This window comes from Streptomyces sp. NPDC050560, from assembly GCF_044457285.1.
In the GTDB taxonomy this organism is placed as follows: Bacteria; Actinomycetota; Actinomycetes; order Streptomycetales; family Streptomycetaceae; genus Streptomyces.
In genome coordinates this window covers 1-25,454 of the sequence record NZ_JBITGT010000009.1, presented here as the reverse complement: position 1 = coordinate 25,454, position 25,454 = coordinate 1, and the positions used below count along the sequence as shown (strand labels likewise).

Below are 25,454 nucleotides of genomic sequence, written 5' to 3'. Positions count from 1 at the left end.
CCCAACCGAGGAGAAACCGCATGAGCCGCAACACCCCGTCAGGCAAACGTGCTCTGAAGAACGCCAAGGACACAGAGCTGGCCCACCGGCTGAGCCGAAGAGGCATGCTGGGCGTCGCCGCGGGTGCGGGCGCCGCCGCCGCGCTCGGCCTGTCCGCCGTGCCCGCCGCGGCCCAGGGCAGGGGGCACGGCCACGGTCATGACCATGGCCACGGCCACGGTCACGGCCATTCGAGCCCCGTGCTGACGCCCGGCCACCTCGGGGTGCAGCTCTACTCGCTGCGCGACAAGGTCGCCTCCGTCGGCTTCGCCACCGTCTTCGACGAGCTGGAGCGCTTCGGCTACGACCAGGTCGAGTACGCGGGCTACACCCAGGGCACGGGCGACATCACCCTGCCGCAGCTCGCGCGCCTCGCCAGGGAGCACGGCCTCGACGGCATAGGCAGCCACGTCAACTACGCCGACGACTCCAACCCCGACGCCTACAGCTTCGCGCAGAACCTGGAGCAGGTGCTCGACGACGCCCAGGTGCTCGGTCTCGAACACATCGGCACCGCGTCCAACCCCAGCCGCTACGGCACCACCGTGGACGCCTGGAAGCGCGCCGCCGAGGAGTTCAACACCTACGGCGCCGCGGCGAGGAAGCGGGGCATGAAGTTCTACCAGCACAACCACGGCGACGAGTTCGGCTTCGCCGCCGACCAGCCCGACGTGCGCCTGTACGACGTCCTGCTCGCGGAGACCGACCCGGACCTGGTCTACCTGGAGATGGACATCTACTGGGCCTACACCGGGCAGTTCCGCTTCAGCGTCACCCCGGAGGGCAAGCCGCGGCCCTTCGAGCCGCTCGACTACGTGCTCAAGCAGCCGCACCGCTACCCGCTCTTCCACGTCAAGGACGGTGTCCACGACGACCAGGCGAGCGACGGCTACGACATGACCAACGTCGGCGACGGCGACATCGACTACAAGACGTTCATCTCGGCCGTCAACAAGACCAGGGGCGGCCGCGGCAGCCACCAGTGGCAGGTCGAGCACGATCAGCCCACGGACTCCTTCGAGTTCGCCCAGGTGTCGGCCGACTACCTGCACTCCCTGCGCGAGCGGGACTGCTGAGACACCGCACGCACCGGCTGCCGCCCGCCGCGTCCGCGGCGGGCGGCAGCCGTTCGGCCCGGGTGGGGCGCGGGAGGCTCAGACGACTTCCCTGCTGATCGGCTGTGGATTCGGCTCGATCCGCCGCTTCTTCCGTGGCAGCCCCGGATGCCTCAGGAACAGTGCGAGCCCCGCCGCCACCAGCGAGATCACGCCCGCGGTGGTGTAGGCCCCGTTGTAGCCCCAGGCGTCGATCACCATGGAGCCGAGGCCGCTGCCGAACAGGCCGCTGACGACCTTGCCGCTGTAGGCGATGCCGTAGTTGGTGGCGTTGTTGTTCTCGCCGAAGTAGTCGGGCACCAGCGAGGCGAACATCGGGTAGAACGCGCCGCCGCCGAAGCCGGAGAAGAAGGCGAACACCAGGAACAGCCACTCGCTGTGGATGTTGCCCGCCCACATCACGCCGAACTGCGAGAACCCCAGCACCAGGATCACGAAGATCAGCGACGTCTTGCGGCCCCAGCGGTCCGAGAGCCAGCCCACCACGGCGCGGCCCACCCCGTTGATGACGGACAGGATGCCCGCCGAGTTCGCGGCGACGAGCGGTCCGAAGCCGACGTCCTTGGCGAACGGCACCTGGAAGGACACCCCGAAGATGGACACCCCCGCGGTGATGACCAACAGCACCCAGATGAGCGGGAGTTGACCGGTCCTGATGGCCTCCATCGGGGTGTACTGCCGGTCCGCGGGCGGGTTCTTCGCCAGCGCGCGGGCCGTCTTGGCGTCGGCCTGCGAGCGGCGCAGCGGGTCCACCTCGGAGGGCCACCAGTTCTTCGGCGGGTCCTTGAAGAACCAGGCGCACGCCGCGAGCACCAGCATCACGTACACACCGACCAGGTCGAGCACCGTACGGTAGTTGCTGGTGTCGAAGGCGAAGTTGAACACGAAGATGAACGGCACGGCGCCGTACGCGAAGCCGCCGTTGACGAACCCGGTGGTGAAACCGCGCTTCTCCGGGAACCACTTGCCGGTCATGTTGATGCAGGTGGAGTAGACGAAGCCGGAGCCGACACCGCCCAGCACACCGAACCCGAGTATCGCCATCCAGACGTTGTGGAAGTGCGATATCGCGAGGAACCCCAGCAGCGACAGGCCGGAGCCGAGCGCGATGGCGGCGCGCGGTTTGAGGTACCCCTTCTCCCGCAGCCACCCCGTCGGGAAGGACACACCGGCCTGGAAGAACGTCCAGACGCTCAGAATCCAGAAGGTGTTGCTCTGCGTCCAGCCGTGCGCGTCGCTGAGCACGTCCTCGGCCGACCCGTACGCGTACTCGAAGACACTGATGGAGAACATGGCCACCCAGGGCAGCCACATCATGATCTTGCGGGAGTGGCCGAGGATCGCCCGGTCGCTCTCGCCCAAACGGTAGACACGGCCCTTCTCGTCCGTGACCTCGTGATAGCCGCCGTACGGCGACTCGATTGGCTCCTGTACGGTCATCTGATCCCCTTGGCTTCGAAAGAACCTGGCCAGCGCCCCCTGTCCAAACCCTTCGTGCGCCAGGGGGTGCCCCCGGACGGTGCGACCGCGGCCCGCGGCCGCACGCCCCGGGAGCACTCCCCGGGTCCCCGCTACGTGAGCACGCCCGCGGCCCGCGCCCACCGGTACTTGGCACCGAGCACCGCCACCGGCTTCTCCGTGGTGTACGGGTAGGCGACGACCCCGCGCGCGAAGAGGTACGCGCACGCCTCCTCGACCTCGGTGTCACCCGCGAGCGACGCGACCACGGGCTTCTCGATCCCGCGCTCCCTGAACTCGGCCACCACGCGCGCGGTGACCTCGGCGAACACCATCGGGGGGGTGACGATGGTGTGCCAGTAACCGAGGATCAGCGCGTGGATGCGCGGGTCCTCAAGGCCGAGCCTGATGGTGGCCTCGTAGGTGGCGGGCGGCTCGCCCCCGGTGATGTCCACCGGGTTGCCCGCGGCCCCGAACGGGGGGATGAAGCGGCGGAACGCCTCGTCCAGGTCCTGCGGGATCTCCATCAGGGACAGGCCGTTGTCGGTGACCGCGTCCGACAGCAGTACCCCGCTGCCGCCCGCGCCCGTGATGATGACGACGTTGTCGCCCTTCGGGGCGGGGAGCACCGGCAGCGCACGCGCGTACTCCAGCATGTCGTTCAGGCCCGGCGCCCTGATGACCCCGGCCTGCCGCAGGATGTCGTCGTAGACGGCGTCGTCGCCGGCGAGCGCCCCGGTGTGCGAGCCCGCCGCCCTCGCGCCAGCGGCGGTGCGGCCCGCCTTGAGCACCACCACCGGCTTCTTCGGCACGGTCTCCCGCGCCGCCGCCACGAACGCCCTGCCGTCCTTCAGGTCCTCCAGGTGCATCGCGATGCACTCGGTGTGCGGGTCCTCGCCGAACCACGTCAGCAGGTCGTCCTCGTCCAGGTCGGACTTGTTGCCGAGCCCCACGATCGCCGACACACCCGTCCTCGTGGTCCTGGCGAAGCCGAGGATGGCCATGCCGATGCCGCCGGACTGCGAGGTCAGCGCCACCCCGCCCTTGACGTCGTAGGGCGTGCAGAAGGTGGCGCACAGGTCCTGCCAGGTCGAGTAGTAGCCGTAGATGTTAGGACCGAGCAGCCGCACCCCGTACCGCTCCCCGATGGCGACGATCTCCGCCTGCAACGCGTGCTCCCCGGTCTCCGCGAACCCGGAGGGGATCAGCACCGCGTTGGGGATGCCCTTGCGGCCCACCTCCTCGAGCGCGGGGGCGACGAACTTCGCGGGGATCGCGAACACCGCCACGTCCACCTCGCCCGGCACATCCGCGACGCTCCGGTACGCCTTGATGCCCAGGATGTCGTCGGCCTTCGGGTTCACCGGGTGGATCTGCCCGGAGAAGCCGCCGTCGACGAGGTTGCGCATCACCGAGTTGCCGATCTTGCCCGGCTCGTTGGAGGCGCCGATGACGGCGATCGAGCGCGGCTGCATCAGCCGGCGCATGGACGCGAGTATCTGCTCCCTGCCGTAGGTGGGGCGCGGCTTTGGGACGCTCTCGGCGAGGATGACCCGGATGTCGGCGGCGAGCGCCCCCTCGGGGGTGGCGATCACCGGGTTGAGGTCCACCTCGGCGATCTCGGGGAAGTCGGTGACGAGCCGGGAGACGCGGCTGATCTGCTCCGCCAGCGCCCCGCGGTCCACCGGCTCGGCGCCGCGCACCCCGCGCAGGACCTCCGCTGCCCTGATGGAGTCCAGCATCCCGGCCGCTTCGTCGGTGTCGAGCGGGGCGAGCCGGAAGGTGACGTCCTTCAGCACCTCCACCAGCACACCGCCGAGCCCGAAGGCGACCACCTTCCCGAAGGTGGGGTCGGTGACCGCGCCGATGATGACCTCCTGGCCCTTCGGCAGCAGCTCCTGCACCTGCACACCCTCGATACGGGCGTCGGCGTCGTAGGCGCGCGCGTTGGCGACGATGCGGTGGAAGGCGTCCCGTACCGCGTCGGCGCCCTCGACCCCCACCACCACACCGCCGGCGTCGGTCTTGTGCAGGATGTCGGGCGACACGATCTTCAGCACGACGGGCCCGCCGAAGCGGGCGGCGTGTGCCACCGCCGCGTCCACGTCCGCCGCCAGCGCCTCGCCGGGCACGGCGATGCCGTAGGCGTCCGCGACCACCTTGCCCTCGGGGGCGGTGAGCGCGGTGCGCCCCTCGGCCCGTACGGCGTCCAGCAGGCGGCGCACGGCCGCCGCCCGGTCCTCGGCCATCACGTCAGATCACTCCGTTCGACTTGAGCAGGCCCAGTTCCTCGTCCCCGAGGCCGAGTTCACCGACGTACACCTCGGCGTTGTGCTCGCCGAGCAGCGGCGAACTGCGCACGTCCACGGGGGAGTCGGAGAGTTTCAGGGGGGAGCCGACCGTGGTGAAGGAACCACGCTCGGGGTGCGGCACCTCGACGACCATCTCGTTGGCCGCGAGGGAGGGGTCCTCGATGATCTCCTTGGTGGAGAGGATCGGGCCGCAGGGGATGTTGTGGGCGTTGAGCAGCCCCAGCACCTCCCACTTGGGCAGGGTGACCGACCACTCCTCGATGAGCTGGAACATCTTGCCGAGCTTCGGCAGCCGCACCTCGGGGGAGGCCCAGTCCGGGTCCTCGGCCAGCTCCGGGCGGCCGATCAGCTCGGTGAGGGGCTTCCAGCCCACCGGCTGCACGATGACGTACACATAGTCGTTGGGCCCGCCGGGCGCGCACTTCACGGCCCAGCCGGGCTGCCCGCCGCCCGAGGCGTTGCCGGAGCGCGGCACCTCGGAGCCGAAGTCCTCGTTGGGGTACTCGGCGAGCGGTCCGTGGGTGAGGCGCTGCTGGTCGCGCAGCTTGACCCGGCACAGGTTGAGCACCGCGTGCTGCATGGCGACGTTCACCCGCTGGCCGCGCCCGGTGCGCTCGCGCTGGTAGAGCGCGGCGAGGATGCCGGCCACGCAGTGCACCCCGGTCCCGGAGTCCCCGATCTGCGCCCCGGTGGCGAGCGGCGGCCCGTCCTCGAACCCTGTGGTGGACATCGAGCCGCCCATCGCCTGCGCCACCACCTCGTACGCCTTGAAGGCCGTGTACGGTCCTTCGCCGAAGCCCTTGATGGACGCGTAGACCAGCCGTGGGTTGATCTCCTTGATGCGGTCCCAGGTGAAGCCCATCCGGTCGACGGCGCCCGGCCCGAAGTTCTCCACCAGCACGTCGGAGCGGCGGATCAGCTCGGTCAGCAGCTCCTTGCCGCGCTCGGTCTTGGTGTTGAGGGTGATGCTGCGCTTGTTGCAGTTGAGCATCGTGAAGTACAGCGAGTCGACGTCCGGCAGGTCCCTGAGCTGCCTGCGGGTGATGTCGCCGGCCGGCGCTTCGAGTTTGACGACGTCGGCGCCGAGCCAGGCGAGCAGTTGGGTCGCCGAGGGCCCGGACTGAACGTGCGTCATGTCGAGGACCCGGACACCTTCGAGGGCCTTGGTCATGGCGGGTTCACCTCACTTGTACATGGTCTGGTTCATGGTCCCGGGGGCGTACGCGTCCGGATCGACCCACACGTTGATCAGCGAGGGCTTGCCGGACTCGCGGGCGCGGCGCAGCGCGGGTCCGATGTCGGCGGGGTCGCGCACCTCCTCGCCGTAACCGCCCAGCATCTGGGCGAACTTGTCGTAGTGGACGTCGCCGAGGGTGTTGCCGACCCGTTCGCGCTCCACGCCGTACTTGGCCTTCTGGCCGTAACGGATCTGGTTCATCGAGGAGTTGTTGCCGACGATGCCGACGAACGGCAGGTCGTAGCGGACCAGCGTCTCGAAGTCCCAGCCGGTGAGGCTGAACGCGCCGTCGCCGAAGAGCGCGACGACCTCCTTGTCGGGCCGCGCCCGCTTCGCCGCGAGGACGAAGGGGATGCCGACGCCGAGGGTGCCGAGCGGGCCCGGGTCCATCCAGTGTCCTGGGGACTTGGGCTGCACCACCTGCCCGGAGAAGGTGACGATGTCGCCGCCGTCGCCGATGTAGAGGGAGTCCTCGGTGAGGAAGTCGTTGATCTCGCTGACGAGCCGGTAGGGGTGGATGGGGGAGGCGTCGGAGCGCAGGCTCGGCAACCGCTTCCCGATCGCGGCCTGTTCGGCGGAGCGCAGCTCCTCAAGCCATGCCTTGCGCTGGGCGCCGCCACCGCCCAGGCGCCCCGACGCGGCCTCGGTGACGGACTTCAGCACCAGGCCCGCGTCGCCGACGATGCCGAGGTCGACGTCGCGGTTCTTGCCGACGGTGCGGTAGTCCAGGTCGATCTGGACGACGGTGGCGTCGGGCGAGAGCCGCTTGCCGTACCCCATACGGAAGTCGAAGGGGGTGCCGACGATGACGATGACGTCCGCGTTCGAGAAGGCGTAGCGGCGGGAGAGCTGGAAGTGGTGCGGGTCGCCGGGCGGCAGGGTGCCGCGTCCCGCGCCGTTCATGTAGGCGGGGATGTCGAGGGTGCGGACGAGTTCGACGGCGGCGTCGGTGCCGCGGGTGGTCCACACCTGGCTGCCCAGCAGGATGGCGGGCTTCTCAGCGTGGGTGAGGAGGTCGGCGAGCCTCTCGATCGCCTCGGGGTCGCCCGCGCTGCGGGTGGAGGCGCGGTACTGGCCGGCCTTCGGCACCCGGGCCCTGTCCACGGGCACCTTGGCGTCCAGCACGTCGCGGGGGATCTCCAGGAAGGAGGGGCCCGGGGCGCCGTGGTAGCACTCGCGGAAGGCCATCGACACCATGTCGGCGGCGCGCGCGGTGTCCGGCACGCTCGCGGCGAACTTGGTGATCGGGGTCATCATGTCGACGTGCGGCAGGTCTTGGAGCGAGCCCATCTTGTGCTGGCTGTGCGCTCCCTGGCCGCCGATGAGCAGCATCGGCGACTCGGCGCGGAAGGCGTTGGCGACCCCGGTGACGGCGTCGGTGGTGCCGGGGCCCGCGGTGACGACCGCGCAGCCCGGTTTGCCCGTGATGCGGGCGTGCCCGTCGGCCGCGTGCGCGGCGACCTGCTCGTGGCGTACGTCGACGACCTCGATGCCTTCGTCGACGCATCCGTCGTAGATGTCGATGATGTGGCCGCCGCAGAGGGTGTAGATGACCTCGACACCCTCCGCCTTGAGTGCCTTGGCGACCAGGTGCCCGCCGGAGACGAGTTCCTGCGGGGTGTCGGTGCTGTCGTCGGGCATGGCGAAGTCCTGTCCCTTCGTACGGCCTTGGGTGCGGGGGCGGGTGCGCCCCCGCGCTGCTCGGCGCTGCTTGTCGCTGCTCGTGGGGGTGGGCGCGCTGGACGGTGTGGGGGTGGGTGAGCGGCGTCCGGTAGATTGCATACAGTCGACGAATACTGTATGAAGCTTGTTATCCCGCATCACGGTGGGTGGTGTCCAGGGGGCGTGCAGCATTTTCCGGGCCGGAAGATTCCCATCCCGCCCGACACGGCAGTCAGGAGCCGAGATGGACCTGTACGAACACCAGGCAAGGGAACTCTTCGAAGAACACGGCATCGTGGTCCCCAGGGCCAGGGTCACCGACGACCCCAAGGAGGCGCGTGCCGCCGCCCGCGCCCTCGGCGGCCGGGTCGTCGTCAAGGCACAGGTGAAGACCGGGGGCCGCGGCAAGGCGGGCGGCGTCAAGCTCGCCGCCGACCCCGCCGCCGCCGAGATCACCGCGCGCCAGATCCTCGGCATGGACATCAAGGGCCACACCGTGCGCACCGTGATGGTGGCGGAACCCGTCGACATCGACGCCGAGTTCTACGTCTCCTACGTCCTCGACCGGGCCGCAGGACGCTTCCTCGCCATCGCCTCGGCCGAGGGCGGCATGGAGATCGAGGAGATCGCCGCCACCAGCCCTGAGGCCGTCGCCCGGGTCCCCGTCGACCCCGCGCAGGGCGTCACCTCCGCGAAGGCCGCCGAGATCGCCGCCGCCGCCGGGCTGCCCCCGCAGACCGTGGACGTCCTCGTCAGGCTCTGGGACGTGCTCGTACGCGAGGACGCCACCCTCGTCGAGGTCAACCCGCTGGTACGCACCGCCCAGGGCCGCATCGTCGCCCTCGACGGCAAGGTCACCCTCGACGACAACGCCCGCTTCCGGCAGGCCCGCTGGGGTGACACCGCCGATCCGCAGGAGGACCCGCTTGAGGCACTGGCGGCGGAACGCGGCCTGAACTACGTCAAGTTGGACGGCGAGGTCGGCATCATCGGCAACGGCGCCGGGCTCGTCATGTCGACGCTCGACGTCGTCGCCGGCTGCGGCGCCCGCCCCGCCAACTTCCTCGACATCGGCGGCGGCGCCTCGGCTGAGGTCATGGCCGACGGGCTCGCGGTGATCCTCTCCGACCCCGGGGTGAAGTCCGTCTTCGTCAACGTCTTCGGCGGCATCACCGCCTGCGACGCCGTCGCCGACGGCATCGTCAGGGCCCTCGCCACCGTGCGCCTCACCAAACCCCTCGTGGTGCGGCTCGACGGCAACAACGCCGCCCGCGGCCGCGCCCTCCTCGAAGCCCACCCCCACCCCCTCGTCGAACAGGCCCCCACGATGGACGAGGCGGCCCGGCGCGCCGCCCAACTCGCCCGGGGCGGCGCCCCCCTGGGCGGCCAACTCGCCCACGGACACTGAAGGAGACCGCACATGGCGATCTATCTGACCGGCCGCAGCCGGGTCCTCGTCCAGGGCATGACCGGCGGCGAGGGCATGAAGCACACCCGCCGCATGCTCGCCGCAGGCACCCACGTCGTCGGCGGAGTCAACCCCCGCAAGGCGGGCCGCACCGTCGCCTTCGACACCCCCGCGGGACCCGCCGAGATCCCCGTCTTCGGCACCGTGCACGAGGGCATGGACGCCACGGGCGCCGACGTCACCGTGGTGTTCGTGCCGCCCGCCTTCGCCAAGGCCGCCGTGCTCGAAGCCGCCGACGCGGGCATCGGACTCGCCGTCGTCATCACCGAGGGCATCCCCGTCCACGACGCCGTCGCCTTCCAGGCCCACGCGAAGGCACGCGGCACCCGCGTCATCGGACCCAACTGCCCGGGGCTCATCACCCCGGGACAGTCCAACGCCGGGATCATCCCCACCGACATCGCGGGCCCGGGGCGCATCGGCCTCGTCTCCAAGTCCGGCACCCTCACCTACCAGTTGATGTACGAGCTGCGCGGCACCGGCTTCTCCACCTGCGTCGGCATCGGCGGCGACCCCGTCGTCGGCACCACCCACATCGACTGCCTCGAAGCCTTCCAGCACGACGAGGACACCGAACTCATCGTGCTCATCGGGGAGATCGGCGGCGACGCGGAGGAGCGCGCCGCCGCCTACATCGCCGACCACGTCACCAAGCCCGTCGTCGGCTACGTCGCCGGGTTCACCGCCCCCGAGGGCAGGACCATGGGCCACGCGGGCGCCATCGTCTCCGGCTCGTCGGGCACCGCCGCCGCCAAGCGCACCGCGCTCGAAGCGGCCGGTGTCGCCGTCGGCACCACCCCCACGGAAACCGCCAGGCTCGTCCTCGACCACGCCGCCTGAACACCCACCCCGTACGTCCGCGCCACCCGCGGCGGGCCCGGCACCGCCCACGGCCCGCCGCACCACCCGCGCCCCCGTGCCGCGGCACCCGTCCGTGCGACCCATCCGACCCCGCCCCGACCGTGCACCGTGAGCGGAGACACCGATGGCACCAACCACCCGCACCACCCCGCCCCTCACCCTCAAGGCAGGCACCGCCTGGAGCGACGCCTGGCGGCGCTGCCGGGACGCCGCTCCCGAGGCGTTCCACGACGACCGCGTCGGCAACCTCTGGGGCGGCGGCTGGCACCTCGACGGCACCCCGCTGCCCGCCACGAGCCCCGTCGACCAGCGCCCCATCGCGGGACCGCCCCGCCTCGACGCCCCGGCCGCCGCACGCGCCGTGCGCGCCGCACTCGACCAGCACCGCGCCTGGCGCCACGTCCCCCTCGGCGAGCGCCGCGCCAGGATCGCCGCCACCCTCGACGCCCTCACGGCCCACCGCGACCTGCTCGCGCTGCTGCTCGTCTGGGAGATCGGCAAACCCTGGCGGCTCGCCACCGCCGACGTGGACCGCGCCGTCGACGGGGTGCGCTGGTACGCCGACGGCATCGACACCATGCTGGAGGGCCGCGCCCCGCTCGCGGGCCCCGTCTCCAACATCGCGAGCTGGAACTACCCCATGTCCGTCCTCGTCCACGCCACCCTGGTACAGGCGCTCGCGGGCAACGCCGTCATCGCCAAGACCCCCACCGACGGCGGCACCGCCTGCCTCACCCTGGCCTGCGCGCTCGCCGCCCGCGAGGGCGTGCCGCTCACCCTGCTCAGCGGCAGCGGCGGCCGCCTCTCCGAGCAGTTGGTGCGGGCCCCCGAGATCGGCTGTGTGTCCTTCGTCGGCGGCCGGGACACCGGGGCGGCCGTCGCCACCGCCGTCGCCGACCTCGGCAAGCGGCACATCCTCGAACAGGAGGGCCTCAACACCTGGGGCCTGTGGGAGTACTCCGACTGGGACCGCTTCTCCGCCGTCGTCCCCAAGCTCTTCGACTACGGCAAGCAGCGCTGCACCGCCTATCCGCGCTTCGTCGTCCAACGGCGCCTGTTCGACGCCTTCCTCGACGCCTACCTGCCCGCGGTGCGCACCCTCAGGGTCGGCCACCCGCTGGCGGTGGCCGACCCCTCCGACCCTTTCCCCGAACTCGACTTCGGCCCCGTCATCAACGCGGCCAAGGCGAAGGAGCTGACCGACCAGGTGGCCGAGGCCGTCGACCGCGGCGCCGTCCCGCTGCACCGCGCCGCCGACACCACGGGACGCTTCCTGCCGGGCCAGGACACCTCCGCGTACGTCCAGCCGGTGACCCTCCTCAACCCGCCGCCCTCCTCGCCCCTGCACCACGCGGAGCCCTTCGGCCCGGTCGACACCGTCGTCCTCGTCGACACGGAGGCGGAACTGCTCGCCGCCATGAACGCCTCCAACGGCGCCCTGGTCGCCACCCTCTCCACCGACGACCCGGCCCTCCACGACCGGCTCGCACCGCAGATCCGCGCCTTCAAGGTCGGCCGGGGCGTACCGCGCTCCCGCGGCGACCGCGACGAGCTGTTCGGCGGCTTCGGCCACTCCTGGCGCGGCGCGTTCGTCGGTGGCAACCTGCTGGTCAAGGCGGTCACCCAGGGCCCCGAGGACGAACGCCTCCCCGGCAACTTCCCCGACTACCACCTCATGCCGTAACACCACGTGACCACCCGCGTCCCCACCGTGCCGACCGCACGCGGCGACGGCAAACGCGGGTGAAACCGCCCCCGGAACCTTGGTATCGTTGAGCCAACGGCCCGGGGCACGCCCCCGGGGCCCGCAGGTCCGGGTGGCGGAATGGCAGACGCGCTAGCTTGAGGTGCTAGTGCCCTTTAACGGGCGTGGGGGTTCAAGTCCCCCCTCGGACACAGCAGAAGAGCACACGAGAATGCCGACCGGGAGTCGTCCCGGTCGGCATTCTCGTGTGTGCGGCCGACTCCCTCGTGTGCGACCGGCACCGCGGGCCTCACGCCTGTGCCGGTCCGTCCTCCCGTACGTGGCGGTTGCGGCCGGCCAGGGCGCCGAACACGGCCTGTGCGGCGAGCAGGACAAGGAGGGCCAGCAGGGGAGTGGTCCAGTCGCCCGTGGCGTCGTGCAGGGCGCCCAGGGCCAGCGGGCCGCAGGCGGCCAGGATGTAGCCGAAGCACTGCGCCATGCTGGAGAGTTGGGCGACGTGCCGGGTGTCGGGGGCGCGCTGCACGATGAAGAGCATGGCGAGGCTGATCGCGCCGCCCTGGCCGAAGCCGAGCAGGGTCATCCACACGTACGTGGCGCCGGTGGGCGCCGCGAGCAGCCCCGTGATCCCGGCCGCGCCCAGCAGGACGGAGACGACCGCGACCGCCCCCGCCGGTATCCGGCGCTCGGCGATCACCGGGGCCAGGAAGGAGCCCGCGATGCCCAGCAGCGAGGAGAACGACAGCATCCATCCGGCGGCGCCCTGGCCGAGGCCCGCGTTCTCCAGCAGGGTCGGAATCCACGCCGTCGCCGCGTAGTAGGTGAGGGACTGCACGCCCATGAAGGCGGCCACGTGCCAGGCGAGGGGCTGCCGCCACAGGCCCCTGACCGGGTGGGCGGCCCTCGCCGCCGCGCCGGAGGGAACGCGGTGGCGGGTGCGCAACTGCGGCAGCCAGACGACGAGCGCCAGCACGGCGAGCGCCCCCCAGCAGGTCAGTATCGCCCGCCAGCCGAGGCCGGAGAGGTGCTGGAGCGGCACGGTGAATCCCGCCGCGGCCGCCGCCCCCGCGAACAGCGTCATCGAGTACACGCCCATCATCGGGCCCACCCGGTGCGGGAAGTCCCGCTTGATGAGCCCCGGCAGCAGTACGTTGCCGATGGCGATGCCCGCGCCGATGACCACGGTGCCGCCGAAGAGGGCCACCATGTTCGGCAGCAGCCGCACCAGGGTCCCCGCGACGACCAGCACCATGGCGACCAGCAGCGCGCGCTCCATGCCGAGGCGGCGCCCGAGCCGCGGCGACACCGGGGCGAGCAGGCCGAAGCAGAGCAGGGGCAGCGAGGTCAGCAGGCTGATGGCGGCGGAACTGAGGCCCGCGTCCCGCCCGATGACCGGAGTCAGCGGCGAGACCGCGACGAGCGCAGGGCGCAGGTTGAGGGCGAGGAGCACGATGCCCGCGACCGTCGTCCACAGGGCGCGCCCCGGGCCGGCGCCGCGCGCTCCCGGCAGGCCGACGGCCCGCGCGCTCGCCGCGCCGTCCGCCGTCGTCTTCGGTGTCATGGTGTGATCTGTCCTTGCTCTCAGGGGGCGTGCTCAGGGGCGTACGCGTAGGGCGTGCGCGGGGTGTGCGGGGGAGGACCGTTTCCTCACGGTGGCCGGTCTCTGTCAGTGGGAGAGGCCCCGGAGCGCGTCCGCGGCGGCCGCGAGATGGTGCAGCGCCGCCTCCTCCGCGGCCCGGGGGTCGCCCCGTTCGATGGCGTCGGTGATGGCGGTGTGCTCGGCCACCTGGCGGCGTACCGCCTCGGGCAGCGGCGCCCCCACGACCGAGTGGAGCGTCAGCCGCAGGGAGTCGCCGAACTGGTCGTACAGCTCGGCCAGCACCGAGTTGCCCGCCGCGGCGGCCACCGCGCGGTGGAAGGCGAGGTCGGCCTCCACGAACGCGGACGCGTCGTCGCCCCGCCCCCACGCGTCCTCCCGCCCGGCCAGCGCCCTGCGGATGCGCGCGACGTCCTCGTCCGTGCGGCGCAGCGCCGCGTACCGCGCGGCGTCGCGCTCCAGGCTGGCGCGGACCTCGTACGCCTCCAGGGCGTCGCTGTAGCGCAGCCGGCGCCGGACGGCGGCCCCCAGGCCGTCGCGGGCCAGCACATAGGTGCCGTCGCCCGGCCGGGGGCCGAGGAGCCCGGTGTGGGCGAGGGCGCGCACCGCCTCCCTGACGGTGTTGCGTCCCACCCCGAGCTGTTCCACCAGGACCGGTTCCGCCGGGATCTTCGAGCCGACCGGCCACTCGCCCTGCCTGATCAGCTCCTCGATCTGCTCGATCACGGTGTCCACGAGATTCGTACGCGGGGTGCTGTGCAGCGGCATGGCGTCCTCGGCGGCCTCGATCAACGGTGCGGTCATCCTAACATCCCATGTTTGACCGCACGCGATCGCCCCCGGCCGCGCAAGGCGGCCGGGGGCGTCTGCCCCTCGTCTCAGTGGCCCTCCGTCCGTGCCGTGCGGGGGAGTGCGAAGCCGGACAGGAAGGCCAGCAGCAGCAGGCCGACCGTGGCGACCGCGGTGCGGGTCATCGCCTCGGACGGCGAGTACCCGTGGTCCGTGAACGAGAAGAAGAACGTGGCGACGACGGCCACCCCGACCGCGTTGGCCAACTGCTGTACGGCGTTGAGCACCCCGGACGCGGAACCCACCTCCTGGTCGCTCACGCCCGCGAGGATGACGTCGAACAGCGGGGCGAAGACGAAGCCCATGCCGAGGCCGACCAGGAAGATGCCGGGGGCCAGCTTCCAACTGGTCGCGTCGTCCCCGACCGCGGAGACGATGGCGGCGAGCACGCCGAGCCCCGCCGCGGTGGCCGCGACACCGGCCTGGATCACGGTCCGCCCGAAGCGGGGCGCGAGCGAGGTCGACAGGGGGGAGGTGGCCGCGACACCCAGCGCCAGCGGCGCCAGCGTCAGCCCCGCGCGCATCGGCGAGAAGCCGAGGCCCGCCTGGAAGAAGAGCGACAGTACGAGGAGCAGCCCGGTGAAGGCGGCGAAGAAGGTGAGCGCCACCAGGATGCCGCCCCGGTAGGCGCGGTTCGACAGCAGGCTCGGCTCGACCAGCGGCTGCCCCCGGTGCCGCCGCTGGTGGACGACGAAGAGGACGAAGCCAGCCACGCCGAGCGCCAGCAGCCCGAACGTCCACAGCGGCCAGTCCAGTTCGCGCCCCTGCACGAGCGGGTAGACCACCGCGACGGACGACAGGCTGACCAGGACCATCCCGCCGATGTCCAGCTTGACGCCCGGCAGCCAGGCGCCCTTGGGCATGTAGCGCAGCGCGCCGATGATCGCGAGGATGCCGAGCGGCAGGTTGATCAGGAAGATCATCCGCCAGCCGGTGCCGAACAGGTCGCCGTCCACCAGCGCGCCCCCGATGATCGGCCCGCCGACCGCGGACAGGCCCATCACCGGCCCGAACAGGCCGAACGCCTTGCCGAGTTCCTTCGCCGGGAAGACCTCCTTGAGCAGACCGAAGCCCTGCGGGATCAGCAGCGCCCCGAGGGCGCCCTGGAGGGCCCTGGTGGTCAGCAGCATCCCCGGCGAGGTCGCCGCCGCGCAGGCCACGGACGCCACGGTGAAGCCCGCGGCGCCGATCAGGAACAGCCGCCGCCTGCCCCAGAGGTCGCCGAGGCGCCCCGCGGTGATCAGCAGTACCGCGAACGGCAGCGTGTAGGCGGCGCCCAGCCACTGCAACGTGGTCTCGCCGCCCCCGATGTCCGCACGCACCGACGGGGCGGCGACGCTGGTGACCGTCGCGTCGAGCAGGTCCATCACCTCGGCGACGAGCACCACGGCGAGGACCATCCAGCGCGCCGCGTACGGCGCCGGGACGGCCTCCTCGTCGGGCGGCACGCCCACGATCTCGGACTTCATGGAGTACGCCTTCCACTAGAGCGGCCTGGAACATAGTTCGTCACGAACATTGTTCGCGAACATAGTCTGTTACGAACGGCGTTCGCGTCAACTGCTACAATCCCCCCATGGCCACCGAAACCCGTAGCACTCGCTCCCGCCCCGCCAAGGCTCCGCTGAGCCAGGACGCCGTCGTGGGGGCCGCGCTGCACCTCCTCCAGGCCGAAGGGCTGCACGCGGTGACCATGCGCGGGGTCGCCTCACAGCTCGACACCGGCCCGGCGTCGCTGTACGCCTACGTCCGCAACCGTGACGAACTGCTCCGCCAGGCCCTCGACGCCGTCCTCGGCACGGTGCCGCTCGAACCTGTCGACCCGGCGCGGTGGCGCGCCCAGTTGGAGACCCTGCTGCGGGCGACGCTCGACGCGATGAACGAGTACCCGGGCATCGCCCAGGTCTCCATCGGGCGCATCCCCACGGGACCCGCGGCCCTGGCGCTCAACGAGCACATCGCCGCCCTGCTGCTCGCGGCCGGCATACCCAAGCAGGCGGCCGCCTGGGCGTGCGACCTGCTCGGCCTCTACGTCTCCGCGGTCGCGCTCGAAGTGAGCCAGCGGCAGGCGGACGAGGAGGCGGGCGGCGGCCGCTCCTCTGGCGCCCTCGAAGACGCCCAGGCCGAGCGCCGCAGGACCTCCGGGGTCGTCGGTGTCCTGCGCGACCTGCCCGCCGACCGCTTCCCCGCCCTGACGATCCTGTCCGGGTACCTGGCCAGGGGGACGGCACAGGAGCGGTTCGGCTTCGCCCTCGACGTACTGACGGACGGTCTCTTGAAGCGCACCTGACGGCCGGAGCCCCGGTTTCCCGGAAAAGGAAATTCAAGGATTCAAGTATTCAGGGATTCAGGGATTTCTGATTCGGCGTGCCGACCGGGCGATCAATTTCGCCAAGATCGAAATTTGCCACTCTTGTATTTACCTACTCTTTAAGGTGTTGAAGTTGAATCGCATTAGCGATCTAGTAATATGCCAGACGCCGGACGCACGCGGTCTGACGGGGACCCTGCGAATATGCGTTCGACACACAGGGGGAATAGGGGGATTAGTTGAAAATCGGGGTTCTGGGATCGCTACAGATCAGTATTAACGGCCTGTCGATAGTGCCGACCGCGCCCAAGCCGCGCGCCCTGCTCGCACTGCTGGCGCTCAACGCGGACCGCGTCGTCACCTCACACACCATCACCGACGAACTCTGGGGCGCGACCCCACCGAAGAGCGCGTCCACCACGCTCCAGACATACGTACTCCAACTCAGGCGCGGCATCGCGCGGGAGACGCCGGCCCACGCACCCGACATCGGAAGGGCCAAGCGCGTTCTGGCCACATGCGGCAACGGCTACCTCCTGGACAGCGAGGGCGGCGAGTGCGATGTGGCGGAATTCGATCGGTTGGCCAGCGAGGGAATGCGGACGGCCGAGAAGGGTGATCGCCTTTTCGCCTCGGAGCTGCTGCGGCGCGCGGCGGACGTGTGGCACGGCGAGGTATTAGTGGACGTCCAGGCGGGACCCGTACTGGAAACGGAAATACTGCGCCTCAAGGAGCGCCGCAGGATAGTCGTCGAGAGCCGGGTGGAGATCGATCTCTCCCTCGGCAGGCACAACTCGGTCGTGGACGAGCTGTCGGCGCTCGCCGTACGCGACCGCACCCACGAGGGACTGCACGGACAGCTCATGCTGGCGCTGTACCGTTGCGGCCGCAGGACCCACGCGCTCCAGGTCTTCCAGCGGCTGCGGTCGTCGCTCCTCGACGAACTCGGCCTGGAGCCCTCGCCGTGGCTGCACCGCCTCCAGCAGATGATCCTCGACACCGACCCCGCACTGGATAACGGGGACTACCGGCTCGTCAGCCACTGACGCGGCCGGACAGGCCGCGGACACCGGGAGACAAGGAGTGTTGCCGTGAAGGGCCGTGTACTCAACCTGATCTTCGAGCGCGGTGAAGTCGAGTTCATACAGCCACTGGCGAAACGGATGCGCCGCATCCGGCTGACAGGACCTGCCCTGAAGGGGCTCGACTACATCCCGGGCCAGCACATCCGCCTGCACGTCAACGACCTCTTCGCGCCGCTCACCTGGCGCAAGGGCCTGCTGCGCACGTACTCGGTGTGGGCCTACGACGGCGAGGCGCTCGACCTCTGCGTCCTCACCCACGGCGGCGACGGCCCGGGGGAGCAGTGGGCCAGAGAGGCCAAAGCCGGGCAGGAGGTGTGGCTGACCAAGCCGGAGGGCTCCTTCGTGCTGCGGCCGGACGCGGGCCACCACCTGTTCGTCGGCGACGAGACCGCGGCCGTGCCGTTCGGGCCCATGCTGCGCGCACTGCCGGAGGGGGCCGGCTTCGACGCCGTCGTCGAGGTCGACACCCCCGACGACCAGATCCCCCTGCCCGAGGGGGTCACCTGGTGCCATCGGGACGGCGCCTCCGCCGCCCGCTCCACCTCGCTGGTCGAGGCGGTACGCCGCCTCGACCTCCCCGGCGAAGGCGACCGCGCCGCCTATGTCGCCGGGGAGGCCCTGACCGTACAGGCCGTACGCGACCACCTGGTACGCGAACGGGGCTGGCCGAGGCGCTCCGTCCTCACCAAGCCGTTCTGGACACCCGGCAAGCGCGGCATGGACTGAGGTTCACCCGGACTCGGCAGTGAGCCGTGCCCACGCCGCCCCGGTGCGTTCGAAGCGCAGGGCGGCGTGGGTCGTCGCGCAGTGCACGTCGCGCCAGATCCGTTGCAGCGGGGCCGCCGTGTCCCTGGCCCCGCTGCCCGACGCCCCGAAGAGCAGGTCGACGACGCGTACCGCGCCCTCGGCTGCCAGGGTCGCGTCCCGCGCCGTACGCGCCGCGACCGGCTCGGCGACCGGGGCCCGGTCCAGCGCCCCGAGCCCGCGCGCGAGCAGCAGCGCCGCGGCGTCCGTGTCCCCCGCGGCGCGGGCGAACGTCAGCGCCTCCGCGGTCCGCGCATACGCGTCGGGGCCGCCACGCCGCCCACGCGACCACTCGCGCAGCGCCCCGCGCGCGGCGCCCACGGCCGGGGCGGCGAACAGCGGCGGCGCGGCACCGAGCATCGGCACCCCGTGGCACGGGTCGGCCTCGTCATGGCCGACGGCCCCCGCGAACAGCGCCGCGTGCGAGAAGGTCCTGTGCCGCGGCACGAACTCGTCGTCCAGGACGACGGTGTGGCTGCCGGTGCCCCGCATGCCGACCGTGTCCCAGGTGTCGACGACCCGGGCCCGGTCCGCGGGAACGGCGAAGAACCGCAGCTTCGGGCTCTCGTCCGCCGCCGGTGCCACGGCGCACAGCAGCAGCCACTCGGCGCCCCGCACCCCGCTGACCGGGCGCCACTCGCCGGTCAGCCGCCAGCCGCCGGGCGCCGCCCGGGTGCCGCGGGCCGGGACGAGCCCCGCCGCGATCAGCGTGTCGGGCCCGTCGTCCCACAGCTCCGCGCGGCCCTCCTCGGGCAGGTACGCCGCCATCCGCCCCGACGTCGCGTAGATCATCGCGCACCAGGCGGCGCTGAGGCAGCCCTCGGCCACCCGCTCAAGGGCCCTGCCGAGCGGCACGAACCGCCCCGCCGCGCCCGACCTGCGGCCCGGCACGAAGTGCCGCGCGAACCCGGCCTCCCGCAGCGCCGCCACCACCTCCGGCGAGAGCTGCCGGTCGCCGTCGGCGGCCGGCGCGTGCTTGGCCACCAGGGCCACGAGATCCGCGGAGGCCGTCGCCGGCTTCGCCGGACCGCCCGCGCGGGCCCGCGCCCCCGGGTCCTTTCCGTCCTCGTGGCGCGCCGGCCCCTCGGGGCCCCTCCACGCTGCCGGGTTCTGCTGGCTCATCTGTCCACACCCCGTCCGTTCGGTTCCTCTGTCTGTCGTTCCAGTCACGGGGGACCGGTGCGGTGGGCCGCGGGGGTGGCCCGCGCCCACCGCACCGGGGTGCGCCCCGCGGCCACGGGGCGCGGCGGCAGTCGTCCTAGGGGGTGACCTTTCGCAGCACGACCGCCGCATTGAACCCGCCGAAGCCCCTGGCCAGGACCAGCGCCGTGCGGACGTCGGCGCCGCGCGGCGCGTCCAGCACGAGGTCGAGGCCGTACTCGGGCGGCACCGCGCGGGTGTGCGCGGTCGGCGGGATGACACTGTCGCGGATCGAGAGCAGCGCGGCGACGACGTCCAGCGGCGGCCCGCCGGAGGCCAGCCGCCCGATGAGGCTCTTGGGCGCCGTCACCGGCACACCGCAGGGGCCGAACACCCCGCGCAGCACCGCCGCCTCCTCCCGGTCGAGTCCCGGCACACCCGCCGCGTCCGCGAACACCACGTCGACATCGCCGGGACCCACCCCCGCGTCGTCGAGCGCCAGCCGGGCGGCCCGCCCGAGGCCGCTCGGCCGCGCGGAGCCGGGAGGCGGGTCGAACGTGGCGGCGTAGCCCGCGACATGGCCGTAGAGGGTGCCCGCGCCCCGCGCCCGCGCGGCCGCCTCGTCCTCGACGACGAGGATCGCGCCGCCCTCGCCCGGCACACAGCCGTCCGCGTCCGCGTCGAAGGGCCGGTAGGCACGCTCGGGTTCGTGCGCCGCGGAGACGCGCCCCGAGCTGAGGTGGTTCAGCCAGGCCCAGGGGTCGAGCGCCGACTCCATGCCCCCGGAGACGACCAGCGGCACACCCCCGCGCACCGTGCGCCTGGCGTGCCCGAGGGCGTCGAGGCCCGCCGCCTGCTCCCCGACGAGCACACCGCCGGGGCCGCGCATCCCGTGCCGGATGGAGATCTGGCCGGTGTTCACCGCGTAGAACCAGGCGAAGGACTCGTAGACGCTGACGTGCCGCGGGCCCTTGGTCCAGAGCTTGCGCACCTCCCGGTGGGTGAACTCGAAGCCGCCCGCGGTGTTGGAGGTGATGACGCCCATGTCGTAGTCGGCCCTGGCGCCGGGCTCCGCGCCCGCGTCGTCGAGCGCGCGCTCCGCGGCCAGCAGCGCCAGGCGCGTCACCCGGTCGGTCTGCGGCAGCAGCCGGCCCGGCACATGCGCCTCGGCGTCGAAGTCCAGGATCTGGCCCGCGAGCCGCACCGGGTAGCGGGCGGCGTCGTAGCGGTGCAGCGGGGTGATGCCGCAGCGTCCCGAGAGGGTCGCCTTCCAGAACTCCTCGGTGCCGCTGCCGTTGGGCGCGAGCGCGCCGAGACCGGTCACGACGGCGCGCGCCTCGGCGCTCACGACGCCACCGCCCGGGGGCCGCGCAGCACCATCGCGCTCTGGAAGCCGCCGAAGCCGCTGCCGACCGTCAGCACGGTGTCCACCCGCTGCTCACGCGCGACCAGCGGCACGTAGTCCAGGTCGCACTCGGGGTCGGGCACGTGCAGATTGGCCGTGGGCGGTACGACACCGTGCTCGATGGCGAGCGCGCACGCCGCTATCTCTATCGAGCCGATCGCCCCCAGCGAGTGCCCCACCATGGACTTGATGGAGCTGATGGGCGTGGCGTGGGCGTGCGGCCCCAGCGCGCGTTTGAACGCGGCCGTCTCGTGCCGGTCGTTCTGCCGGGTCCCCGAGCCGTGCGCGTTCACGTAGTCCACCGCCGTCGGCGCGATCCGGGAGGCGTCCAGGGCCCTGGTGATGGCCTCCGCCATCTCCCGGCCGTCGGCCTTGAGCCCGGTCATGTGGTAGCCGTTGCAGCGCGTGGCATAGCCGGTGACCTCGGCGTAGATGTGCGCGTCCCGCGCCCTGGCGTGCGCGTACTCCTCCAGTACGAACATGGCGGCGCCCTCGCCGATGACGAACCCGGCGCGCGTCAGGTCGAAGGGCCGCGACGCGGAGCCCGGCTCGTCGTTCTGCGGCGTCGTCGCCTTGATGGCGTCGAAGCAGGCCACCGCGATGGGTGAGATGGGGGCGTCGGTGGCCCCGGTGAGCATCACGTCCGCGCTGCCCTCGGCGATGAGCCCCGCGGCGTACCCCACCGAGTCGAGCCCCGAGGTGCAGCCGGAGGACACGATCGTCGCGGGTCCCTCCGCGCCTGCGTCGCGAGCCACCTCGGCGGCGATCGACCCCGGGGTGAAGTAGTCGTACAGATGCGGCGAGGCGTAGGCGGGGTCCACCAGCCACTCGCGCCCCGAGTCGGAGAGCACCAGGTACTCGCGCTCCAGGCTGGTGGTCGCGCCGACCGCGCTGCCGACGCTGGTGCCCACCCTTCCCGGGTCCACGTCGGCGAAGGCGAGCCCGCTGTCCTGCACGCAGGTCCGGGCGCACGCCACCGCGAACAGCGCCGCGCGGTCGAGGCGGCGGATCTCGCGCGGGGTGAAGCCCGCGGCAACCGCGTCGAAGTCGCACTCGGCCGCGATCTGCGAGCGGAACGGCGCGGGGTCGAACGCGGAGATCCGCCGGGTGGCGGTGCGGCCCGCGGTGAGCAGGTCCCAGAAGCCCTTGGTTCCGGGACCGCCGGGAGCCACCACCCCGATCCCGGTGATCACTGCCCGTCGTTCCATGGCAAGCCTCCAGAGCTGGGCGATCCGGCGTCACTGACGGTTCCGATCCTGCAAGGGGGGCGCTCGCGGGCCGCTTGAGGATCGATCGTGCGGTTCAGGACCGGGGATCGAGCCGGAGTCGAGCCGGGGTGTGTGACGGTGGCCGCCGCCCGTTCCCACCGAAGGAGAGGCGGCCCCCCGATGCCGGACCACACCCCCGCACACCGACCGCCCCCGCCCCCGCGCCCACCGCGGCCGTCACCCCCGGTGGCGCCCGCTCCCGAGGGCCCGGGACCCGACCGCCCCCTCGCGCTGCTGCTGCCAGGACAGGGTGCGCAGCACCCCGGTATGGCGGTGGCGCTGTACGGGCGCGACGAGGTGTTCACCGACCGCATGGACGCGTTCTTCGCCCTGCTCGGCCCCGCACAGGGCGCCGCGATGCGCGCGGACTGGCTCGCGGGGCCGGACCGCCCCGCCGCCCTGCTCGACGGCCCGCTGCGGGCCCAACCGCTGCTGTTCGCCGTGGAGTTCGCGCTCGGCAGCAGCCTGCTCCTGCGCGGGGTGCGCCCCGCGGCGCTGCTCGGGCACAGCGTCGGCGAACTCGCCGCGGCGGCGCTCGCCGGGGTCTTCGACCTGCCGACCGCCGCCCGCTTCATGGCCGCGCGGTCCGACGCGCTGGCCGCACTCCCGGACGGGGGCATGCTCGCCGTCGCCGCGGCGCCCGCGGAACTGGCCCCGTACCTGGGGCCGCCAGGCCGGGACGACGGTGTGGTGGTCGGCGGCGTGAACGCGCCCCGGCAGACCCTCCTCGCCGGACCCGAGCCCGCCCTCTCCGCGCTGGGCGCGCGGCTCGTGGCGGCGGGGCTCGTCTGCCGCCCGGTCCCCGCCGGACGGCCCTACCACGCGCCCGCCGCCGTGCCCGCGGCGCTGCGCGCCCTGCGCGCTCTGCCCGCGTCGCGGCTGCGGGCGCCGCGCATCCCCATCCGCTCGACCAGGACCGGACGGTGGGTCACCGACACCGAGGCACGCGACCCCGGGTTCTGGGCCTACCAGCTCGCCAGGCCCGTGCTGTTCTGGCCCGCGCTCGACGGGCTGCTCGCCGGGGGCGCCCACACCCTGGCCGAGGTCGGCCCCGGGCAGCAGCTCTCCGTACTGGCGCGCCGGCACCCCGCGGTGCGCTCCGGGCACAGCGGGGTGTTCGCGGCGCTGCCGCCGGGCGCGGCCGGGACCCCGGAGCACTGGCGCGACGCGCTCGCGCGCCTCGGCGCCGCCGACGCGGTCCCGGCCGGGACCGCCGCTAGCGCGCCGACGTACCGGCGAGCCGGCCGCTGACGAACCCGACCAACTGCTCGGGCGTCTTCAACAGGTCGAGGTCGGCGTCCGGGACCTGCACCCCGTACTCGTCCTGAATCCGTGTCACCGCCTCGTACACCGCGAGGGAGTCGAGCCCGAGGTCGGCGAACGGGGTCGCGGCGGCCTCCTCGTCGAACTCGGGCACGGCGTCGGCACCGACGCACGCGTCGACGACGCGCTTGAGGTCTTGCAGCGTGAACGCGTTCATTACGGGCCTCCCGGGCCTGTCGGCGACCATGTCCGCCCACTGTCGGCCGGTCCTGGTCGAGATCCGGTCGAGGCGCGGTCGACGCCGCCTCGCGGCGGCTTCGAGCGGCCCTCGGGCGGTCCTCAAGCGGCCGGAACGCATGCTCGACACCGGTACAGGACCAGTGCGAGCAGGAAGGGAACCCGGTGGACGACCAGCTCAGCATCCCCGCCCGGCGCCACAGCCGGGTCCTCGGGGTGGGCTCCTACCGACCGCGCCGCGAGGTGGACAACGCGGAAGTGTGCACCTGGATCGACTCCACCGAGGAGTGGATCGAGTCGCGCACCGGAATCCGCCACCGCAGGATCGCCGCGCCCGACGAGACGCTGCGCGCCATGGCGGTCGCGGCGGCCCGCGCGGCACTCGACCACGCCGGGCTCGCCCCCGGGGCGGTGGACTGCGTGGTGGTGTCGACGATGACCAACTTCGCCCACACCCCGCCCCTCTCGGCCGAGGTCGCGCACGACCTCGGCGCCACCGGGGCCGGCGGCCTCGACCTGTCGGCCGGCTGCTCCGGCTTCTGCCACGCCCTCGCGCTCGCCGACGAGACGGTCTCCTCGGGCGCCTCGGGCCATGTCCTGGTCATCGCCGTCGAGCGGATGACGGACGTGGTGGACATGGCCGACCGCAGGCTGGCCTTCCTCTTCGGGGACGGCGCGGGAGCGGTGCTCGTCGGCCCCTCCGACCGGCCCGGCATCGGCCCCGTGGTGCGGGGCTCCGACGGCTCAGGACTCGAAGCCCTGCGGATGTCCAGCACCTGGGACCGGTACGCGGCCGACCCCGCGGTGCGCCGCCCGGTCCTGGAGATGGACGGCAGGCGCGTCTTCCGCTGGGCGGTCGAGACGGTCGTGCCCGCGGCGCGGCTCGCGCTGGAGCGCGCGGGTCTGAAGGCCGCCGACCTGGCCGCGTTCGTGCCGCACCAGGCGAACGTGCGGATGGTCGAGGTGCTCGCCGACCGCCTCGGGCTGCCGGGACACGTCGTCGTCGCACGCGACGGCGCCGAGTCGGGCAACACGTCGTCCGCCTCCGTGCCCCTGGCCCTCGACCGCCTGGTGCGCTCCGGCGCCCTGCCCGGGGGCGGGCCCGCCCTGGTCATGGGCTTCGGCTCGGGCCTCAGCTACGCGGGGCAGACGGTCCTGCTCCCCGCACCCCAGTGACTTTCCACGACTACCCACGTACGCCCAGGAGTTGAGGACACATGGTCGTCCACACGCTGATCTACCGGTTCCCCGACGGCACCAGGCAGGAGGAGATCGACGCGTTCCTCGCCGCGGCCCAGCGCGTCGTCATGAGCACGGGCCTGATGACCGCGTTCGACGTCAAGCCGCACATCCTGCTGCCCGCCGACGAGCGCGCGCGGGGAATGACGGCGGCGTACATCGTGCAGTTCGCCTGCGACGACCTGGAGGCGCTGGCGAAGTTCAGCGAGCTGCCCGCGGTCTACGACTTCATCACCGACTGGAAGGCCCGCCTCGGCTTCGAGGCCGCCTACGCCAACCACGAACAGCTCGACCTGACCCCGGCGCCCTAGGTCGTGTCGTTCGGATCTTCGCGGGGGTGCGACGCCAGCTACGGCACCTCGCCGCGTTGTCGGAACGTCCACGTACGCCCAGTACGAGGAC

21 protein-coding genes and 1 tRNA gene are annotated in these 25,454 nt (G+C 72.4%); 11 read left to right on the top strand and 11 right to left on the bottom strand.

Annotated elements, in window-relative coordinates:
* Positions 1-20: 20 nt before the first annotated feature.
* Positions 21-1,115: a sugar phosphate isomerase/epimerase family protein gene (locus ACIBIW_RS21375; protein WP_399338474.1), complete on the top strand. Its 1,095-nt coding sequence runs from the start codon at positions 21-23 to the stop codon at positions 1,113-1,115.
* A gap of 78 nt (positions 1,116-1,193) precedes the next feature.
* Here ACIBIW_RS21375 and ACIBIW_RS21370 read toward each other — a convergent pair whose 3' ends face one another.
* The 4 genes from ACIBIW_RS21370 to ACIBIW_RS21355 all read right to left on the bottom strand — a co-directional run bounded on the left by ACIBIW_RS21370 (position 1,194) and on the right by ACIBIW_RS21355 (position 7,802).
* Entirely contained in the window at positions 1,194-2,594 is a 1,401-nt protein-coding gene (locus ACIBIW_RS21370) for an OFA family MFS transporter (protein ID WP_399338472.1), read from the bottom strand.
* A gap of 131 nt (positions 2,595-2,725) precedes the next feature.
* A complete protein-coding gene (locus tag ACIBIW_RS21365; protein WP_399338470.1) occupies positions 2,726-4,861 on the bottom strand; it encodes an acetate--CoA ligase family protein in 2,136 nt (711 codons plus the stop codon).
* A gap of 4 nt (positions 4,862-4,865) precedes the next feature.
* Complete coding sequence (frc, locus tag ACIBIW_RS21360) at positions 4,866-6,095, bottom strand: formyl-CoA transferase (protein ID WP_399338468.1); 1,230 nt, start codon at positions 6,093-6,095, stop codon at positions 4,866-4,868.
* A 12-nt stretch (positions 6,096-6,107) separates the two neighbouring features.
* Positions 6,108-7,802, bottom strand: a complete 1,695-nt coding sequence (locus ACIBIW_RS21355; RefSeq protein WP_399338466.1) for a thiamine pyrophosphate-binding protein — start codon at positions 7,800-7,802, stop codon at positions 6,108-6,110.
* Between the two features lie 265 nt (positions 7,803-8,067).
* Between ACIBIW_RS21355 and sucC the strand changes: the two genes are divergently transcribed.
* The 4 genes from sucC (at position 8,068) to ACIBIW_RS21335 (ending at position 12,048) form a co-directional block, all read left to right on the top strand.
* A complete protein-coding gene (gene sucC, locus ACIBIW_RS21350; protein ID WP_399338464.1) occupies positions 8,068-9,231 on the top strand; it encodes an ADP-forming succinate--CoA ligase subunit beta in 1,164 nt (387 codons plus the stop codon).
* Between the two features lie 12 nt (positions 9,232-9,243).
* Positions 9,244-10,131, top strand: a complete 888-nt coding sequence (gene sucD / locus ACIBIW_RS21345) for a succinate--CoA ligase subunit alpha (RefSeq protein WP_399338462.1) — start codon at positions 9,244-9,246, stop codon at positions 10,129-10,131.
* A gap of 145 nt (positions 10,132-10,276) precedes the next feature.
* The gene (locus ACIBIW_RS21340; RefSeq protein ID WP_399338460.1) at positions 10,277-11,836 is read left to right on the top strand and encodes an aldehyde dehydrogenase family protein; all 1,560 of its coding nucleotides are present in this window, start codon (positions 10,277-10,279) and stop codon (positions 11,834-11,836) included.
* A 127-nt stretch (positions 11,837-11,963) separates the two neighbouring features.
* Positions 11,964-12,048: transfer RNA gene (locus tag ACIBIW_RS21335), tRNA-Leu, on the top strand.
* A 98-nt stretch (positions 12,049-12,146) separates the two neighbouring features.
* On the opposite strand, the gene ACIBIW_RS21330 is transcribed toward ACIBIW_RS21335, so the two are convergent.
* The 3 genes from ACIBIW_RS21330 to ACIBIW_RS21320 form a co-directional block, all read right to left on the bottom strand.
* Positions 12,147-13,415, bottom strand: coding sequence for a CynX/NimT family MFS transporter (locus ACIBIW_RS21330; protein ID WP_399338458.1), 1,269 nt, complete (start codon positions 13,413-13,415; stop codon positions 12,147-12,149).
* 105 nt (positions 13,416-13,520) lie between these two features.
* Positions 13,521-14,219 carry a FadR/GntR family transcriptional regulator gene (locus ACIBIW_RS21325; protein WP_399338875.1) on the bottom strand — a complete coding sequence of 233 codons (699 nt, stop codon included), beginning with the start codon at positions 14,217-14,219 and terminating at the stop codon, positions 13,521-13,523.
* Between the two features lie 110 nt (positions 14,220-14,329).
* The gene (locus ACIBIW_RS21320) at positions 14,330-15,769 is read right to left on the bottom strand and encodes an MFS transporter (RefSeq protein ID WP_399338457.1); all 1,440 of its coding nucleotides are present in this window, start codon (positions 15,767-15,769) and stop codon (positions 14,330-14,332) included.
* Positions 15,770-15,876: 107 nt separating this feature from the next.
* On the opposite strand from ACIBIW_RS21320, the gene ACIBIW_RS21315 reads away from it, so the two are divergent.
* The 3 genes from ACIBIW_RS21315 (at position 15,877) to ACIBIW_RS21305 (ending at position 18,422) form a co-directional block, all read left to right on the top strand.
* Positions 15,877-16,590 (top strand): TetR/AcrR family transcriptional regulator, encoded by a 714-nt coding sequence (locus ACIBIW_RS21315; RefSeq protein WP_399338455.1) that lies wholly within the window; start codon positions 15,877-15,879, stop codon positions 16,588-16,590.
* A gap of 260 nt (positions 16,591-16,850) precedes the next feature.
* Positions 16,851-17,657: a BTAD domain-containing putative transcriptional regulator gene (locus tag ACIBIW_RS21310; protein WP_399338453.1), complete on the top strand. Its 807-nt coding sequence runs from the start codon at positions 16,851-16,853 to the stop codon at positions 17,655-17,657.
* 45 nt (positions 17,658-17,702) lie between these two features.
* A complete protein-coding gene (locus ACIBIW_RS21305; RefSeq protein WP_399338451.1) occupies positions 17,703-18,422 on the top strand; it encodes a siderophore-interacting protein in 720 nt (239 codons plus the stop codon).
* A gap of 3 nt (positions 18,423-18,425) precedes the next feature.
* Here ACIBIW_RS21305 and ACIBIW_RS21300 read toward each other — a convergent pair whose 3' ends face one another.
* The 3 genes from ACIBIW_RS21300 to ACIBIW_RS21290 form a co-directional block, all read right to left on the bottom strand.
* Positions 18,426-19,484 (bottom strand): hydrolase, encoded by a 1,059-nt coding sequence (locus ACIBIW_RS21300; protein ID WP_399338449.1) that lies wholly within the window; start codon positions 19,482-19,484, stop codon positions 18,426-18,428.
* Between the two features lie 274 nt (positions 19,485-19,758).
* Entirely contained in the window at positions 19,759-20,988 is a 1,230-nt protein-coding gene (locus ACIBIW_RS21295) for a ketosynthase chain-length factor (protein ID WP_399338447.1), read from the bottom strand.
* Complete coding sequence (locus tag ACIBIW_RS21290) at positions 20,985-22,253, bottom strand: beta-ketoacyl-[acyl-carrier-protein] synthase family protein (RefSeq protein WP_399338445.1); 1,269 nt, start codon at positions 22,251-22,253, stop codon at positions 20,985-20,987. Before ACIBIW_RS21290 ends, ACIBIW_RS21295 begins: the two co-directional genes overlap by 4 nt.
* A gap of 180 nt (positions 22,254-22,433) precedes the next feature.
* On the opposite strand from ACIBIW_RS21290, the gene ACIBIW_RS21285 reads away from it, so the two are divergent.
* Entirely contained in the window at positions 22,434-23,564 is a 1,131-nt protein-coding gene (locus ACIBIW_RS21285) for an acyltransferase domain-containing protein (protein WP_399338443.1), read from the top strand.
* Here the strand turns inward: ACIBIW_RS21285 and ACIBIW_RS21280 are convergent.
* On the bottom strand, positions 23,530-23,793 hold the full coding sequence (locus tag ACIBIW_RS21280; protein ID WP_399338441.1) for an acyl carrier protein: 264 nt from the start codon (positions 23,791-23,793) through the stop codon (positions 23,530-23,532). The genes ACIBIW_RS21285 and ACIBIW_RS21280 overlap by 35 nt on opposite strands.
* Positions 23,794-23,978: 185 nt before the next feature.
* On the opposite strand from ACIBIW_RS21280, the gene ACIBIW_RS21275 reads away from it, so the two are divergent.
* Positions 23,979-24,989, top strand: a complete 1,011-nt coding sequence (locus ACIBIW_RS21275) for a beta-ketoacyl-ACP synthase 3 (RefSeq protein WP_399338439.1) — start codon at positions 23,979-23,981, stop codon at positions 24,987-24,989.
* 41 nt (positions 24,990-25,030) lie between these two features.
* A complete protein-coding gene (locus ACIBIW_RS21270) occupies positions 25,031-25,363 on the top strand; it encodes a hypothetical protein (protein WP_399338437.1) in 333 nt (110 codons plus the stop codon).
* Positions 25,364-25,454: the final 91 nt, after the last annotated feature.